Origin of the sequence: Shewanella sp. SP2S2-6, from assembly GCF_031931965.1 — a bacterium.
Lineage (GTDB): Bacteria > Pseudomonadota > Gammaproteobacteria > Enterobacterales > Shewanellaceae > Shewanella > Shewanella baltica.
Genome location: NZ_JAUOEQ010000015.1, coordinates 31,431 through 47,105 on the forward strand (window position 1 = coordinate 31,431; position 15,675 = coordinate 47,105).

13 protein-coding genes are annotated in these 15,675 nt (G+C 46.4%); 8 read left to right on the top strand and 5 right to left on the bottom strand.

The window, feature by feature from the left end; genetic code table 11:
* Position 1: 1 nt before the first annotated feature.
* Together Q4Q57_RS11985 and Q4Q57_RS11990 are read right to left on the bottom strand one after the other, a co-directional pair.
* Entirely contained in the window at positions 2 to 385 is a 384-nt protein-coding gene (locus Q4Q57_RS11985; protein WP_071938536.1) for a DUF3019 domain-containing protein, read from the bottom strand.
* Between the two features lie 10 nt (positions 386 to 395).
* Positions 396 to 1,235 carry a MipA/OmpV family protein gene (locus Q4Q57_RS11990; RefSeq protein ID WP_311890952.1) on the bottom strand — a complete coding sequence of 280 codons (840 nt, stop codon included), beginning with the start codon at positions 1,233 to 1,235 and terminating at the stop codon, positions 396 to 398.
* Positions 1,236 to 1,682: 447 nt separating this feature from the next.
* Here Q4Q57_RS11990 and Q4Q57_RS11995 point away from each other — a divergent pair, with 447 nt between their 5' ends.
* Positions 1,683 to 1,979 carry a hypothetical protein gene (locus Q4Q57_RS11995; protein ID WP_107949036.1) on the top strand — a complete coding sequence of 99 codons (297 nt, stop codon included), beginning with the start codon at positions 1,683 to 1,685 and terminating at the stop codon, positions 1,977 to 1,979.
* A gap of 54 nt (positions 1,980 to 2,033) precedes the next feature.
* Positions 2,034 to 4,310, top strand: coding sequence for a TonB-dependent receptor (locus Q4Q57_RS12000; RefSeq protein ID WP_311890953.1), 2,277 nt, complete (start codon positions 2,034 to 2,036; stop codon positions 4,308 to 4,310).
* 407 nt (positions 4,311 to 4,717) lie between these two features.
* On the opposite strand, the gene Q4Q57_RS12005 is transcribed toward Q4Q57_RS12000, so the two are convergent.
* Positions 4,718 to 5,161, bottom strand: coding sequence for a hypothetical protein (locus tag Q4Q57_RS12005; protein ID WP_107950321.1), 444 nt, complete (start codon positions 5,159 to 5,161; stop codon positions 4,718 to 4,720).
* 458 nt (positions 5,162 to 5,619) lie between these two features.
* On the opposite strand from Q4Q57_RS12005, the gene Q4Q57_RS12010 reads away from it, so the two are divergent.
* Positions 5,620 to 5,949: a ClpXP protease specificity-enhancing factor SspB gene (locus Q4Q57_RS12010; RefSeq protein WP_159075007.1), complete on the top strand. Its 330-nt coding sequence runs from the start codon at positions 5,620 to 5,622 to the stop codon at positions 5,947 to 5,949.
* A 58-nt stretch (positions 5,950 to 6,007) separates the two neighbouring features.
* On the opposite strand, the gene Q4Q57_RS12015 is transcribed toward Q4Q57_RS12010, so the two are convergent.
* Positions 6,008 to 7,708, bottom strand: coding sequence for a methyl-accepting chemotaxis protein (locus Q4Q57_RS12015; RefSeq protein WP_107949042.1), 1,701 nt, complete (start codon positions 7,706 to 7,708; stop codon positions 6,008 to 6,010).
* Positions 7,709 to 8,055: 347 nt separating this feature from the next.
* On the opposite strand from Q4Q57_RS12015, the gene Q4Q57_RS12020 reads away from it, so the two are divergent.
* The 4 genes from Q4Q57_RS12020 to Q4Q57_RS12035 all read left to right on the top strand — a co-directional run bounded on the left by Q4Q57_RS12020 (position 8,056) and on the right by Q4Q57_RS12035 (position 12,563).
* The gene (locus Q4Q57_RS12020) at positions 8,056 to 9,393 is read left to right on the top strand and encodes a cysteine desulfurase (RefSeq protein ID WP_107949044.1); all 1,338 of its coding nucleotides are present in this window, start codon (positions 8,056 to 8,058) and stop codon (positions 9,391 to 9,393) included.
* Between the two features lie 113 nt (positions 9,394 to 9,506).
* Positions 9,507 to 9,953, top strand: a complete 447-nt coding sequence (locus Q4Q57_RS12025; protein ID WP_106651552.1) for a SufE family protein — start codon at positions 9,507 to 9,509, stop codon at positions 9,951 to 9,953.
* 187 nt (positions 9,954 to 10,140) lie between these two features.
* On the top strand, positions 10,141 to 11,307 hold the full coding sequence (locus Q4Q57_RS12030) for a membrane dipeptidase (RefSeq protein ID WP_311890954.1): 1,167 nt from the start codon (positions 10,141 to 10,143) through the stop codon (positions 11,305 to 11,307).
* Positions 11,308 to 11,390: 83 nt separating this feature from the next.
* Complete coding sequence (locus Q4Q57_RS12035; protein WP_311890955.1) at positions 11,391 to 12,563, top strand: AAA family ATPase; 1,173 nt, start codon at positions 11,391 to 11,393, stop codon at positions 12,561 to 12,563.
* 27 nt (positions 12,564 to 12,590) lie between these two features.
* On the opposite strand, the gene Q4Q57_RS12040 is transcribed toward Q4Q57_RS12035, so the two are convergent.
* Positions 12,591 to 12,908 (bottom strand): cupin domain-containing protein, encoded by a 318-nt coding sequence (locus tag Q4Q57_RS12040; protein ID WP_107949049.1) that lies wholly within the window; start codon positions 12,906 to 12,908, stop codon positions 12,591 to 12,593.
* Positions 12,909 to 13,088: 180 nt separating this feature from the next.
* On the opposite strand from Q4Q57_RS12040, the gene Q4Q57_RS12045 reads away from it, so the two are divergent.
* The gene (locus Q4Q57_RS12045; RefSeq protein ID WP_311890956.1) at positions 13,089 to 15,605 is read left to right on the top strand and encodes a toxin-antitoxin system YwqK family antitoxin; all 2,517 of its coding nucleotides are present in this window, start codon (positions 13,089 to 13,091) and stop codon (positions 15,603 to 15,605) included.
* The last annotated feature ends 70 nt before the right edge of the window (positions 15,606 to 15,675 follow it).

Sequence of the window (15,675 nt, forward strand, 5' to 3'; positions counted from 1 at the left end):
ATTAGAATAACCTCCAACCTGACTGACTCTGTTTAGGGGCCTTATAAACCCAAGTCACCACCACTTTGACCTGCGCCAGTGGTTGCACGTCATCATTACGGATCAAACTAAAGGTCGCCGTTTTATCGCCTTCAAAACTATATTGGTATTCTTGCATGGCTTTGCCGCTCCAGCAGATTAGCTGGTGCTGGCGGTCAGTCAGTATGAGGCAATACTCGCCGCTCGCAGGTGTTTGCCATCGAAACAACACATCTTGATAGCAAGTTTGCCCCTTATGGAGCGCAATGCAGCGCTCTGGGGTCGCAGTAAAAATCACCGAATCATCTTGACCCCAAGCAAAAAAAGGCGCGTTCAGTAACACTAGCCACAAATAAAATCGCTTCATGCCCACGCCCCTAAAACACGTAGCTGATAGAGGCATTAAAGTACGATGCATAGCCAGCTTGATTGAAAGGGCTGACGGTCACTTCTTGGGATAACACATTGAAGCGATACATGGCTCTAAATACAAAGCTCTCGCTCAGCGGATAGGCAACACCGAGCTCCATGCCATAGCTAAAAGAACTGTTCGGGTGATATTCGGGAAAGCGTTCGGTCGCTTCTTCTTTACTGACACCAAAAAGATAGCGATTCAAGGTGGCTGATGAATAGCCTACGCTTCCCAAAACGTGAAAGTTCCAATTACGTACCTGCCAAGACTTACCCAATCTGGCGGAACTCTGAATACCCTGATCATCATAATAATCAGATACTAATCTGTACTGGAAAACGTAGTTATCGCCCCAGTAACGCGTGGCACGAAAACCTGCGCCAATATAGAGCGAATCTTCCGATAGTAGATAAGCATTGCGGCCAGCTTCATCGAGTGTGCTGGGGTCCACATCTGGACGTGACCATGAACCCTGTAAATTCGCCAATAACAGATCAAAGGACCAATCCTCTGAACTCCAAAGATTCACCCCAAGATTAACCCCATCCTGAGATTGGTGGATCATCTCAACAAACATGCCTTTGTACTGATACATGCCACTGACCAACAGCGACAATTGCGCAGCGCCGGAATCGGTTTGCCGAACATCAATTTGGTTGACCCCGTAAACACTCATACCCAGTTCAAAATCACCGCCGTCGGCAAGGCGATTTGAACCTCCGTTGACACTGCTGGCAATATCAGATGCGGCAGCGGCACCGGGAAGAATGCTGAGCGTTAACACAAAAAGCCAAAGAATACGCATGCCCATTTAATCCACATTTCTAGTCGTTATTTAGCGCTACATATTACAACAGTTTGTTAGTCTTTTTATCCGCCACTGCACAAGCAGTGGCTTTTTTGCGACGAAAATATCGTCAGATAGCAAGAACAGTCAGCAAAGCGCAAGGAAGTGAACTTAAGCGAGGGGGAAACTTCGCACCTAATACGCTTATCCGCTGAAACGATTGAGGCCTTAAAACCTTCATGTTCGTCATTCAACATTAATCAGGATAATAGAATCCATAATAAAATCAAATTAATAGATTAAATCATCCCATCATCGAAACCGATTAAACATTCTTTATTAACAAAGGTTAACTAGACCCAAGACTGACAATTCAAGTAGGGTCTGGTCACAAATTAGGATCAACTGTATCTCGCGCTCGACGACTCGTGCGACGCTAAGATAAATCTGACCCATAGAAGAATAATGACTCACTCAAGTTCCCCAACTCACAGAAAGTGGCTTTGGCTACTACTCGGCTTGTGGCTGATTGTCATCCAATCGGTTGCGCTGTCGCATTCTGCTGAACACAGTTTAGAACATGAGCATGCCCACTGTTTCCTGTGCGATTTTGGTCATGAGCAAAATGCAGGTCCATCGTCTGTGCTTATGCCGCCGATGGGATTGCAGCAAGCTGAAAGCATCCCGCAGAAACCTTATCAACAACCGAGTTTACCTTGGTTACGTCACTTCAACGTGCGTGCACCGCCCTTACTGTCTTAAGCAAATTCAATCATTTAAAAAATCTATTTTTTGCTTATCTAAAGGAAAGGCACAATGAAACTTGCACTATCTTCAATAGCGCTAGCAGTAGCTGGCGTGTGTTCACCGGTTATGGCCGCTCAATTACAAGGTCAAGTAACCGATCTGCAAGGCGCACCTATCGCTGGCGCCCTTGTCAGCATCGACGGTGGGACGAGCACAAGCACCAATTCTCAGGGCCAGTATCAGTTAACTGTGGCCGACAATAGTCATATCCATCTCCACATTAGCAATGCCGACTTTAAGCATGTTGATAGGGATTTGCAGATAACAACTGGCGCGGTAACGCAGGATATTTCACTGACGAAAACGGCGATGGAAAACATTGTCGTGACCGCATCGCCGCTCGCCCGCTCTGCGCTCGAAAGCACGACGCCAATTAGTGTACTGACCGAAGATCAACTCAAGCTCAATATCGAGCCGACGCTGGGTGACACCTTAGAAAAACTGCCCGGCGTACAAGCCTCTCACTTTGGTGCTGGGGCGAGTCGCCCCATCATTCGCGGCATGGGTGGTCCTCGAGTACAAGTGCTTGAAAATGGTCTGTCTGTTGGTGACGCATCAACGGTATCGGCCGATCACGCGGTAACAGCGGAAGCCGCCTCGGCGCAGCAAATAGAGATCCTGCGCGGCCCAGGTACATTGCTTTACGGGAACGGCGCCATTGGCGGCGTGGTCAATGTGGTGGATAAACGCTACCACGAGAGCCCAGTCGATGAACTGTCGGGACAATTTGGCACTCGCTACGACACGGCCAGCAATGGCCGCACCTTTAACGGTGATATCGATGGTGGCAATGGTCAGTTCAATTGGCATGTAGATGGCACCCACCGCATTACCGACGATGTCGATATTCCGGGAAATGCCATTGCCAATCTGCCCGAAACCCATGGAAAGCTGGCGAATAGTAATCAAAAACTCGACGACTATGCCGCGGGTGTTGGCTATACCGGTGACACGGGATTTGTCAGCGTATCCGGCGCGCGCACTGAATCGAATTACGGTATTCCCGGCCGCGGCGAAGCCGATGCGCCCGACATCACCATAGATTTAAAGAAAACCGCATGGCAACTGCACAGTGGTTTGTTAGATCCTTTTGCAGGCTTCAGTAAACTGCGTTTTGATGCGGGCTATACCGATTATCAACATGCTGAGGAAGAAGATGGGGTTGCTGGCACAACTTTCTTCAACAAACAAAGTGAAGCGCGCTTAAGCCTTAACAATCATCCTTGGGGTGAGTGGCAAGGCACTATGGGGCTACATGCTGTGCACCGTGACTTTGCCGTTGAAGGCGAAGAAGCGCTGACACCAGACAGCAAAACCGATACCTTAGCCGCCTTTATCGTGCAAGAACGTAAGGTTGGGGATTTTCGCGTCGAACTCGGCGGCCGCTTGGAGCATTACCGCTTAGCGCCAGACGGCATGACGCTAGACACGCTAAATGGCGAACAACACTACCAAGCCGAAGACTTAGTCGATAATGATTTAACTGTATCGGCGGGCATGATGTGGGACTTAGATCCTGCCTATAACTTAGGACTGTCGCTCACCCGCGCCCAACGTTCGGCCACCGCCGAAGAGCTTTACAGCTATGGTCCCCACGATGCTACCCAAAGCTTTGAGCTTGGTTCGCAGTTCAGCATTGAAAATGGTCAAATCATCACTAACAATGGCAATAACGATAAAGAGATCGCCAACAATATCGACTTAACCCTGCGCAAATTAGAGGGTGCGTGGACAGGCTCATTGAGCATGGCCTACAACCGAGTCAATAATTTCTATTACGAGAAAAATACGGGCTTAGTCGCCTCTGATATAGTCAACGGCGATGCTGAAGGTGATTTACCGGTTTACCAATACACCCAAGGTGATGCCGAGCTTTATTCCCTCGAGGCCCAAGCCAGCATCCCGTTTAACGATATTTGGTCATTGGATATGTTCAGCGATTACACCCGTGGCAAGCTGGTCGATGGTGGTAACTTGCCACTCATTTCGCCCATGCGTATCGGTTCAACTTTAAACTTTGACCAACAACAATGGCACGCTGAAGTCGGCGCGATTGGCTATGCAAAACAAACGGATACCGCCGAAAATGAAACCGAAACAGCAGGCTATGCGCTAGTGAATGCCGCCGTCACCTACCGTTTATACACTTCTGCGGGTGACATGCTGTTCTATGTCAAAGGCACAAATCTACTCGACCAAGACGCGCGGCCACACACCTCGTTACTCAAAGATTACGCACCACTGATGGGACGCAACTTTATGTTAGGTGTCACCTATAACTTCTAAAAACAAGAGTTGTAAAAGACAATAAGTTAAGCCCAAAGCGAAGTCCTAGACTTCGCTTTTATTCATCTATTAGTCACTACGTAAGACAAGTTGCTACAGGCATATTCACATCAGTAGCAAATCACAGCGGCTATTATCGCGAGACTGATTTAGCAAAAAAGGTTTACATCAATTTAAACCAAATCTGATTATCGACAAGTAACCAGCCAGACACGGCCAATAAACAGCTTCAATGAGCTGTCCAAAATACGTTTATCTGGCAATAACCGTTAACGTTGAGAACCGTTAAGTCGTTATAGCGCTACCTTTAACGTCATCACCATAAAAATATCTAAATAAGCCATATTAATCAATACCATGTAGTACACCACACAATATAAGTCACTAGATTGCAAGGTATGATCTGGTTACATGTCAGTATCGAGAGATAACGATTCATCAACTATCTTATATTTTGAGTGCCATACAAAAGTCGCGCGCATGGCATTAAAATAGAAGAACATAAAAACGATGGCTAATGGAAGTCCTTGAACATTACCCAAATCGCTCCATTGAAGAATTTTAGATAAGACAAAATAAAACAACATCAAAGTGGCTGCGATTCTCGATTTTCTATAGATAAAAAAAGCCATCACTGCCATTAGCACGACATCAATCATAAGAAATGGATCAAGGAAATAATTCAGCGTCGCGTTTTCAGTTTGGGTAAAGAAACCAATGGTACTAAAAACTAATGTTATGCTGAGTGAGATTAATGTCACTATCCAACCATTTTTAATTGCAGACAGACACTGTTCTTGAGTCTCAATCTTGAACAGACTTTTCAAAGATGCTTTATTTTTTCCTGCCATGATAAATCTCCGTTTAAAAAACTGGCAATTAATGTTCAAATACCAAAGTAAAGCCAGTTCACCAAGGTTGATTATCACCAACTAAACTTTCCTTCCCTTCTGAATCTTCTTATCATACATGAGCAGCGAAAAAATCAGCTCATACGTTAGTTTGTATATGAGCATCTAGTGGCATTAAATGTCGATAATGGAACACTTAAGTTAACTCAACATACCTATTAAATGACTATTTTTCACATAGTAACGCCTAAAGTTCAATAACTTGATGCCATGGGAGCTGAAGAACAAAAACAGTAAAGGAATATCTCACTGTGAACATAAAAGCGAAAAATGCAGGATAAAATTTAATGGAACTAATTTTAATCACCTTGTTAATACTGCCGTTCATAATTATTTTTTATAAACGGAATCGATTCTTTCCCTGGTCAACACGCCTTAACTTATACCGAATGAGAGATATGTTAGAAAGTACTGATAATGCCAGAAAATTCTATCAAATTTATTCTGATATCATTAAAGCTAGCAAAACGCCTTATATTATTATCGATACAAATCATTATGCTGTTTCGGTACCTGAATCGAAAATAGATCATGTAAAAGATGAAATAACACTGAGCATACACACTGCAGCGATAAGGGGAGCCCACTATCAAAACAATACGCTCAAATTTCATGCAACCTTTGATAAAATAAGCACAGAAGTCATTGTGCCAATTACCGCGATCAAAGCCTTGTACGCCAAAGAAGATGGGATAGGTATCGAATTCGGTGAAGATAACTCACATTAACTCTCCAATATAAGAAAGAGAATTAGGATTAAGAGAATTACCTTTTTATATTATATGACTAAACAGCGCGTACCTTAAACTGCTGCATGGTTTCCCTTAATGAGTTGGCCTGCTGAGACAATGACTCACTGGCTTTTGCCGTTTCATTGGCGCTGCCAAGTACCAATTCCCCTGAATCTCGAATCGCATTAATCCGCTCGCTAATATCCTCGGCGGTGACGGCTTGCTGCTCGCTTGCGGTCGCGACTTGAGAATTGGCCTGAGTCAATTCAGTTAAGGCATCTAAAATCTCAAATAGGTGCTGCTTGGCTTGATTAACGAGCAGTGACGACTCACTGATTTGCTTGTCGTTATTAGCGAAGGATTCGACTGAGGACTTAGCATCTTTCACGAGTGTTTGGATAAGATCGCTGATCTCCTGCGTGGCGGTTTGGCTACGAGTTGCCAGCGCCCGCACTTCTTCGGCGACCACAGCAAACCCACGTCCTTGATCTCCCGCCCGCGCCGCTTCAATCGATGCATTCAAGGCCAACAAGTTCGTCTGCCCCGCTATCGCATCGACCACAGAAACAAAGTTGAGGATTTTTCCGGTACTCGCTTGAACCTGTTGAATAAGTTGATTCGAATACTGGGCGCTGGCGACTAACTGTTTGGAAATTTTTTCGCTCGCATCGACAACCTCGCAACTTTCTTTCACCTTATGCTCGGCTTGTCCCGCTGAGTACGAAGCGGTTTCGGCACTGCTCGCCACTTCAGTGATCGTTGCCGCCATTTGGGTCATAGAGGCGGCGACTTGATCGGTATTATCCTGCTGCCTCAACATGGCCTCACGATTGTTCTCGGCCACCGCATTAAGCTCGGTCACCATAGAGGCAATTTCTTCACTTCGAGCAATCACTTGGCCGACAGTTTTACTTAAGGTCCACGCCATTTGATTCATACTGACGGTGAGTTCGCCCAGTTCATCCTTAGAATCGACGCGCAGCTCTTGGTTAAAGTTACCCTGTTCCATCTTAGCGGCAGAATTACGTAACCGATTGATAGATTTGACCATGTATTGACTGCAAGCAATGCCAATCAATAGGCCTATGACTAAAGACACGATAGAAATAATCGTTAAGCCATAAATAGCCCTAAGCTCTTCATCCTTAGTCACAGAAACCGCGGTTTGAGTCATTTGCTCTAAACGCTCAACGAACTGACTTAGCTCAGTATTAAACTCGTTTTGCGTGACCTCTAAGGATTCAACCCGCTTAGCTAAGGCGGCTGGTTCTTCTTTTTGCTGGATTCCAGTGATGACAGTGGCAAGTAAAGCCTCATAATCACCAAAACGTTGAATAATCGTGCCAATATCTTGATTTAACTGCTGCGTTTTTTCATGTAATAGCGGATTTTTAGCCTCTTTTAATGCCGCATTGAGCATAGACTGAGTCGAGAGTAACTCCTTATTAATGTCTTCTTTATGCTGAATAACATCCGCAATAAACGCCGCTAAAATGGGCTGACTCGATGCGGCTTCAATATCCGCCGCACGAAACGCTTTTTCTAAAATGACTGAGCTTTCGAGCTGCTTAATGGTGACGTCGGTTGATAATCTCACTAGTGGAATATTTTCCTTTGCAATGCCTTGGATTTCCTCAGAAACTCGCTGCATCTTCAACAGACTAAAACCAGACAGAATCAGGATCAGCACTAACATCACCCCAACGAGGGCGATCATCTTATGTTTAATCCGTAAATCTTTTAAAAACTGCACCATAAAACGGGTCTCCAACAAACACCGATATCAAAGGACGTCCCATTTAGAATAGTCGCAGTTTTCACTTTGGGTGGTTGAATTGAGCCTAAAGTATTAGCTGAATTTAAAAGAAAAACTGAAACATTAGAAAAATCGCATCATAGCTAAGCTCGATGATACGTTAGAAAGTCAAAACCCATTTAAGGCACACGAAATACCAGAGGGCATAAGTTTGAACAAACCTTGGTGAAATTAGACACTCAATACCGCCTTCCAATGTCAACGCCTCAACAAACCGCTAAAACTTGCATTAACATGGCAGATCACAGAAGATCCCTTGGCCTTTTTCATTGCCTTTAGCCTCATCTATGACTCAACCAGCATCGCCTACGCCAAATACTGTGACTCACACAGCGACGAATACTGTTACCTCACATCATTCGGCAAGTGCCTCGCCTGATGCCACAGCTGTTCTTTGTTCATTAGAAGCAGAGCAGCACAATGCTAAAATTAGGTCACAATTCCCAGCGTTACATCAACTGCTTGATGGCTATCCCTTGTGTTATCTCGACACCGCAGCCACCAGCCAGAAACCGCAAATGGTGTTAGATGCCATGGCGCAGTTTTACGCTAACGACAATGCCAATGTGCACCGCGCGGCGCACCAGTTATCGGCGCGCTCGACCTTAAGTTATGAAAAAGTGCGCGATCAACTGCAGCAATTTTTAAAGGCCGAACGCCGTGAAGAAATCATCTTTAGCCACGGCACCACAGAATCAATCAACTTAGTCGCCTTTGGACTCACTGCACACGTAAGCGCAGGTGATGTGATATTAATCGACGCCGCCGCCCACCATGCCAATATCGTACCTTGGCAGGAACTGGCCAAACGCACGGGGGCAGTGATTAAGCCTATCCCTCTCGATCAAGCTTGCCGCTTAGATGTCAGCGCCTATAAAACCTTGCTCGAGTTAAAGCCAAAAATTGTCGCCCTATGCCATGTGTCCAACGCCCTAGGCACAGTTAATCCCGTGGCTCAGTTAGTTCAGCTAGCAAAAGCCCAAGGCGCAATAATCTTAGTTGATGGCGCGCAGGCAGTGGCGCATTTAACGCTGGATGTGACTGAAATAGGATGTGATTTTTATGTCTTCTCTGGGCATAAAATGTATGGTCCCACTGGCGTTGGCGTGCTTTACGGCCGTTTCGACCTGTTAGATACTCTCGCGCCACTATTAACTGGCGGTGAGATGATTAAACGCGTGAGTTTTGAAGCGACAGAATTTGGCAGCCTACCGAATCGCTTAGAAGCGGGCACGCCGCCAATTGCCGAAGTCATAGGTTTGGGCGCGGCCATTACATTTTTACAAACCGAGCTCACGCCGCAAGTTCAAGCTTATGAAGCTGAATTAGTTAACTATTTACAAAGCCAATTGCGCGCGCTCGGCGAAGTGCATTTATACGGCGCCTTTGATGACAATATCGGTGTCGTCGCCTTTAATCTTGCCGATGAACATCATCAAGATGTGGGGATTTTGCTGGACCAACAAGGGGTTGCCGTGCGCTGCGGCCATCATTGTGCCATGCCATTAATGCAGAGTTTGAATCTTAAGGGCTGTTGCCGCGCCTCTATCGGTATCTACAGCAATAAAGACGATATCGACCGTTTTGTTGCCGCGTTGGTCTCGGTAAAAGACTTGCTGCTGTGATCCAGTCTTTAGCCACTGAACCACGCGACTCATGTGCTCAAAATAAGTTACGTCCCAGATAAGTTACGCTCAAGACAAGTTACGCTCAAATAAGTGAGACAGGATTTAGCCCTATGACAGATTCAACTAGCCCTATGCCAAATGAGGCCGACTTTCACTATTCAGTGCAAGATGCCGAGACCTTGCTGGCGCGCTTTACCAAGGCAGCAAACTGGCAGGAAAGATATCGCCAAATTATGTTGTTAGGGAAAGACTTACCGAGTTTAAGCCCAGAACTTCGCGTCGAAGCCGCTCAAGTAAAAGGTTGTGAAAGTGATGCGTGGATTTATCACCTCGAACAGGCTGGTAAACACTATTATTTAGCCGACAGCGATGCCCGCATCGTCAAGGGATTAATTGGCTTATTACTTGGCGCCTGCCATGGCAAAAGTCGCGCTGAGATCCAAGCATTTGATCCTGCAGCTTACTTCAAACAATTGGGACTAGAAGGTCAGCTCAGCCCATCACGCACCAACGGCCTTAACTCTCTCGCCAAAGCCATGCTTGAAGCCACTCGATAATCATAACCTTAGGGTTTCATTTACTGGCAAAAGTACTGGCACAAACGATAATGAACACAGCTCTGCAACAATAAATCATCATCACTCCAGCCTAGGGGCAAAGGCCAAAAAAGGGATTTAATCAAAGACTTCTACGCCCTAAAAAGGTATAAAGAAGTTACATTTGCGTTATTGATAGGAATCGAGCATGCCCATCAAGGCAGTCAATCACTACCGTCGTACACTCCTTAAAGGTCTTGGCGCAGCAACCCTGTTAAGCCCACTCGTCAGTTTACCTAGCTTTGCCGCCGCACAGAGGCGGATATATGTCGATGGTTTATCCTTCCTACCCGATGACTTAAGTGATGTAACCGCCGCTAAACTCGATGCCTATCTTTGCGATATTTCGGCGATTGAGACTATAGAACAAGCCGATGGCACTCAAAACTACAAACGCACCTATAAAGCCTGTATGGAAAGTATCAAGCAGGCTGCAAAACGGGTAAGCGAACATCCTGACATTTTGTTGCAAGGCCTGAGTGGACGAGATATTCAACGTGCTCGCGACAGCCAGCGCACTGCGGTGTTTTTTCAAATCCAAGGCGCAGATTGTGTCGAAGCAGACAGTGAAGCTAACCAGTGGGCACGGGTGGATGAGTTTCATCAACAAGGGCTGCGCGTATTGCAGCTCACCCACCACTATGGCAACACCTTCGCTGGTGGTGCGTTAGACAATGATGCCAACGGCGGACTCAATCGGCCGCTCACCGCCCACGGACGCGAACTTATCGCCAAACTCAATCACGCCAATATCTTGGTCGATGTGAGTCACTCCAGCGCTCAAACTGCTTTAGATGTCGCAAAAATCACGAAATCTCCCATAGTGCAGAGTCACGGCGCGGCGCGCGGCATAGTAAACCATGCCCGTTGTTCCCCCGATGAAGTGATCCGCGCCATCGGCGATAGCGGCGGCGTATTCGGCGTATTTATGATGAGCTTCTGGCTTACCAATAATGCCGTGCCTACGATCGATGACTATATTCGCCAGTTGGAATACGTATCGCGCGTCGGCGGTGTAGATAGTGTGGCAATCGCCAATGACTTCCCACTGCGCGGCCAAGAAAACTTGCTCGCTCTTAATAATGACAACGCCCAAGGCATTAAAGAATATCAAGAATGGTGGTACAGCTTAAGGGCGAAAGGCGTGCTAGGTTTCGATGCAGAGCCAAGGCATGTCGTGATCCCCGAGCTAAATCATATCGATCGCATGAGCCGTATCGATGATGCCTTAGCCAAGGCGCGCTTTAAAGCTACCGATCGCGACCGTTTCATGGGTGGCAACTGGCAACGCGTGCTCAATAAAGTACTAGTGTAAACGCCATTGTTTTATCGCTCTGTTTAATTTACGTTGTCGATAATTTTACTGGCTTATCTGCCCGCTTCAGTCTTGGATATTCTATGCTGACCACACTCGCCATTTTTAATTATCGCTCTCTGCGTGAAATCGTCTTGCCCCTAGGGCAACTCAATTTAATCACAGGGGCAAATGGCAGTGGTAAATCGAATCTATACAAGGCGCTACGTTTACTGGCACAAACGGCGCAAGGCGGCGTCGTCAACGCCTTAGCCCAAGAAGGCGGACTCGACTCCAGCTTTTGGGCGGGGCCAGAAAACTTCACCAAAGGCATGTTAGCAGGCGACACCGCCATTGAAGCCACCGTCAGGCAAGCGCCAAAACGCCTAAAGCTTGGGTTTGCTGGCGAAGATTTTAGCTACCTTATTGAACTCGGTTTACCTAAACCCGACGCCACTACGCTGTTTGGCTTAGATCCACAAATCAAGCGCGAAGCCATTTGGAGCGGACCTAAGTATCGCCCCTCCACTGTGTTAGTTGAGCGCCGTGGTCCTATGGTGAAAACCCGCAGCACTGATGGGCAAGGCTGGATAACATTAGGCGCCCACCTGCAAACTGGCGACAGTATTTTTACCGAACTTGCCGATCCAGAGCGCTGCCCAGAAGTGCTCAAGCTTCGTGATAGTATTCGCGCATGGCGCTTTTACGATCACTTCAGAACCGATGCCGAAGCCCCTGCACGGCGCCCACAATTAGGCACGGCCACACCAGTATTGCACCACGATGGCCGTGATTTAGCCTCGGCAATTCAAACCATTTTTGAGATTGGTGATAAAACCGCTTTCGATCATGCGGTCAGCGATGCGTTTCCCGGTGCTAAGGTTCGAATCGAGCCTCAAGAGGGCGGCATTTTAGTGCTCGCATTTCATCAGCATGGTTTATTAAGGCCACTCAATGCCAGTGAATTGTCGGACGGCACCCTGCGTTATTTGCTGTTAATCGCCGCCCTACTGACCCCAAGACCGCCAGAGCTTATGGTGTTAAATGAGCCAGAAACCAGTCTGCATCCAGATTTATTGCCCGCGCTGGCACGCTTAATTGCTAAGGTATCAGAGGAGTGTCAGCTGTGGGTGGTATCCCACGCCAATCGGCTTATCAATGCCTTAAGCCAATTTGAACACTGCAATACCTTGGCCTTAGACAAGACCTTAGGACAAACGCAGATCCAAGGCCAAGACTTGCTCAATACGCCCAGTTGGCTATGGCAGAATCGTTAGTCGGCGGTGTTAACGCGATTGCCCTCATCAATCGTAAAATACCGCGAGCCATAGGGTTTCTGAACTTTTAGAAGTCGAAGCGACGCGGTGTTTTTGATGGGGCACAATCGTTAAGTAATCACCTGGGGTTAGCGTCACGGGTTCACCTTGTTCAAATTCAAGCGTCGCCTCCCCTTTAAGTAACATCACCCATTCATGCTGAGTTTGATCGTACCATTGACCGTCAGGCGTAGCTTGCCCATTAGAAACGATGCGCTCTATGGTCACAGAGTCATTACCCGCCAGTTTTTCAAACACTTCCGCCGATAAATCTGTGGGTAATTTTGCAAAAAAGTTATCAAGCATTTTGTGTTTATTCCTCTGCTTTTATTCGCTCTCTCTGCTGATTAAACAGTATTTTTAACAATCAAACATTGAGAAACGAAACCATTAACCGCTATGATATGCGCACTGAAATACTCAAGGGCCATGAGTATCCATCAGATAAGCTTATTGTTTTACATATGGATATGGAGATTTCCCCTGATGTCGTTGTTTCGCGCACTCAAAGCCAAGTTATTCCCCTCAAGCCAAACTAGCCGCGATCCAAAAGACATTCAGCTTCAAACTGAATCACCTGTAGCCTGCCAAGAACAAGCGCTAACTCAGGCGCCGTCAGTCGCTGTACCGCTATTCCAGCGTCACTTCAGCTTAAAAATCTATGCGACAAAGGCAGACGCGACCGCTTGTGAAGAAAATGCCGACCACAACTTAACTCTCTATCACTACGATGCGCCCCAAGCAATAGAACTCTTAGGCTGGGAAAATGCTAATGAATGCTGCGAATTTCATCATACCGAATTTGACCGCCTCGAAATGGGCAATCAACTCCCGTTTCCAGAGCAACATTTTTGGCTCGGCACAGAAAAAGTCTGCAGTATCACAGCTCAAAAGAACCACCAGGAAACCACATTATGGCAGGCTGAACTTAACAATCGAGAGGCTCTGTTAATAAGCCACTTTACGCTCGATGCAGACTATAAAGTACAAGGCGACATTCAAGATTACGCCAGCTTAACTGGCCAACTACATCGCACTTATCATCAACTCGATTCTGAAGACGGCGCGGGTATGCTCAGAATTGTCACCCAAACGCCCAATCTCACAGAAGCCGTTGACTCAAACTACTTTGGTGAACGTCATGGCGTTTCCCGCCAGTTCGACGCTCTGGGGACCTTGTTATTTGAAGGTAACTTTATTAATGATCAACAACTTGGACAGCAAGCTTGGTATGATCATGAGGGCAACATAACCCAGAGTGAAGAACGCAGTACGAGCGGCATATTAGTCAAACGCTATTACAGTAATGGGCAAGTCAGAGAGGATGCTGAACTTGATCGTGATGGCAACTACGTCAATACCTTGAGTCGCTATTATGAGTCAGGCAAATGCTGGCTGACTCGACCTATGCTGGCGAATAAAATCCACGGCATTGAATATATGTACTATGAATGTGGCGCCCTTCAGGCCGAACTGAGTCACGAGCATGGCAACTTAGTTAAAGAGGTATGGTTTCATCCTAATGGCCAGCTCAAACAAAAAATACTCGTCAATGACGCGGGCAAGAGCTTTGAAACCTTTTTTGAAAATGGTCAATTGTCATGGCGTGAGCAATTTAATCCGCAGGGGCTTATCTATGGTATTCGCCAAGAATGGCACCCTAATGGACAGCTCGCATTACAACTTAACTTCGACAACGGTCTCGCACAGGGAAATCGTGAAAAATGGTACGCCAATGGCCAGCTTGAGGCAAAAATCCCATTTGAACAGGGTAAAGAGCAAGGCATGGCCTACTGGTATCATGACAATGGCCAACTGTCTCTCGAAATGTACCTAGAGAAAGGACTCAGGGAAGGCCTGTTTAAAAGCTACTACAAAAGTGGCGTGCTCTCGGCTGAAGGCCAATATAAAAATAACCTCTCGGTAGCCCCCTTTATCGAATATTACGAAAACCAGCAAGTTCAAATGTATTTACCGCACACCCAAGGCAACCGTGATGGCACTGCCCGCTGGTTTTACCAAGATGGCACGATACGCACTATCTCTGAGTATGAAGTGCGCGACGGCCAAGGCTACCTCAGAGAATCCAGTTTTTATAACAAAAAAGGGGTTCTCGAATCCTATCAAAGTCACTCAAATACCCGCTGTGGCTATCATCTTGAGAATAATCAAAGGGAATACTATCAAGAAGGTATTGCCGATACTCGCATCGAATACTATGAAGATGGCGCCATTCGCTGGTTGCTCACACGAACTCAAGGGGATTTATTTAGCTCTAAATCCTTGTCCCCTCAAGGTTTAATTCTAGAAACTGGCACAATTCAAATTATCGATGGCCGTTACCTCGATGTCGGCCATTGGCAACGGTTTACGCCCCAAGGACAAGTGTATCGCGAAGTCTGGCTAGATGAAGAAGGCCAGCTTATAGAAAGCCGTCACTACTTTGATTTTAATCAGTATCTATCGACTCAAGAAGATAACGAAGCAGAATGGGAAGACGCAGAGCCCCGTCATTATGGCTATGATGACTGTGATATCAGTGACTATGATGCAAGCGAAGACGAGGGTGATGACTTTGATTATGATCGTGCTGATTGGGAAAATGACGGGCTAAACCAGCGTTCAGATAACAGTAAACACAGTGCTAGCCATAGTAGCAATAGCGCATATTTGTCCCGCAACAAGTATCACAGCCCCAATGCCGATGCCACAGCGAAACAAGCACAAGCTCAAGCCGCAGCGGATGTCGACGCCAAAGAGCCGATATTGTCTTACCACTTAAAATTTGACGACGAAAGTAAGCTTTATGCAATGAAGCGCTATCATCCCAATAGCCACATTGCCGAAGAAGGTAATTTACAGATCCAAGGAGAAGAACAATTCTGGGTCGGTATCCACAATCAATATGATGAGCAAGGTAAGCTCAAGCTCTCAGAAACCTACACTATGGCAGGAGAGCCGATAGAGCACACCACCAGCACGAATGCGATATTGTTAAATTAATCAAGTTGATATGGATAATGTCAGTACCAATAGATATGAAGGGTAGTATAGATAATGCGGTAAGCCCTGA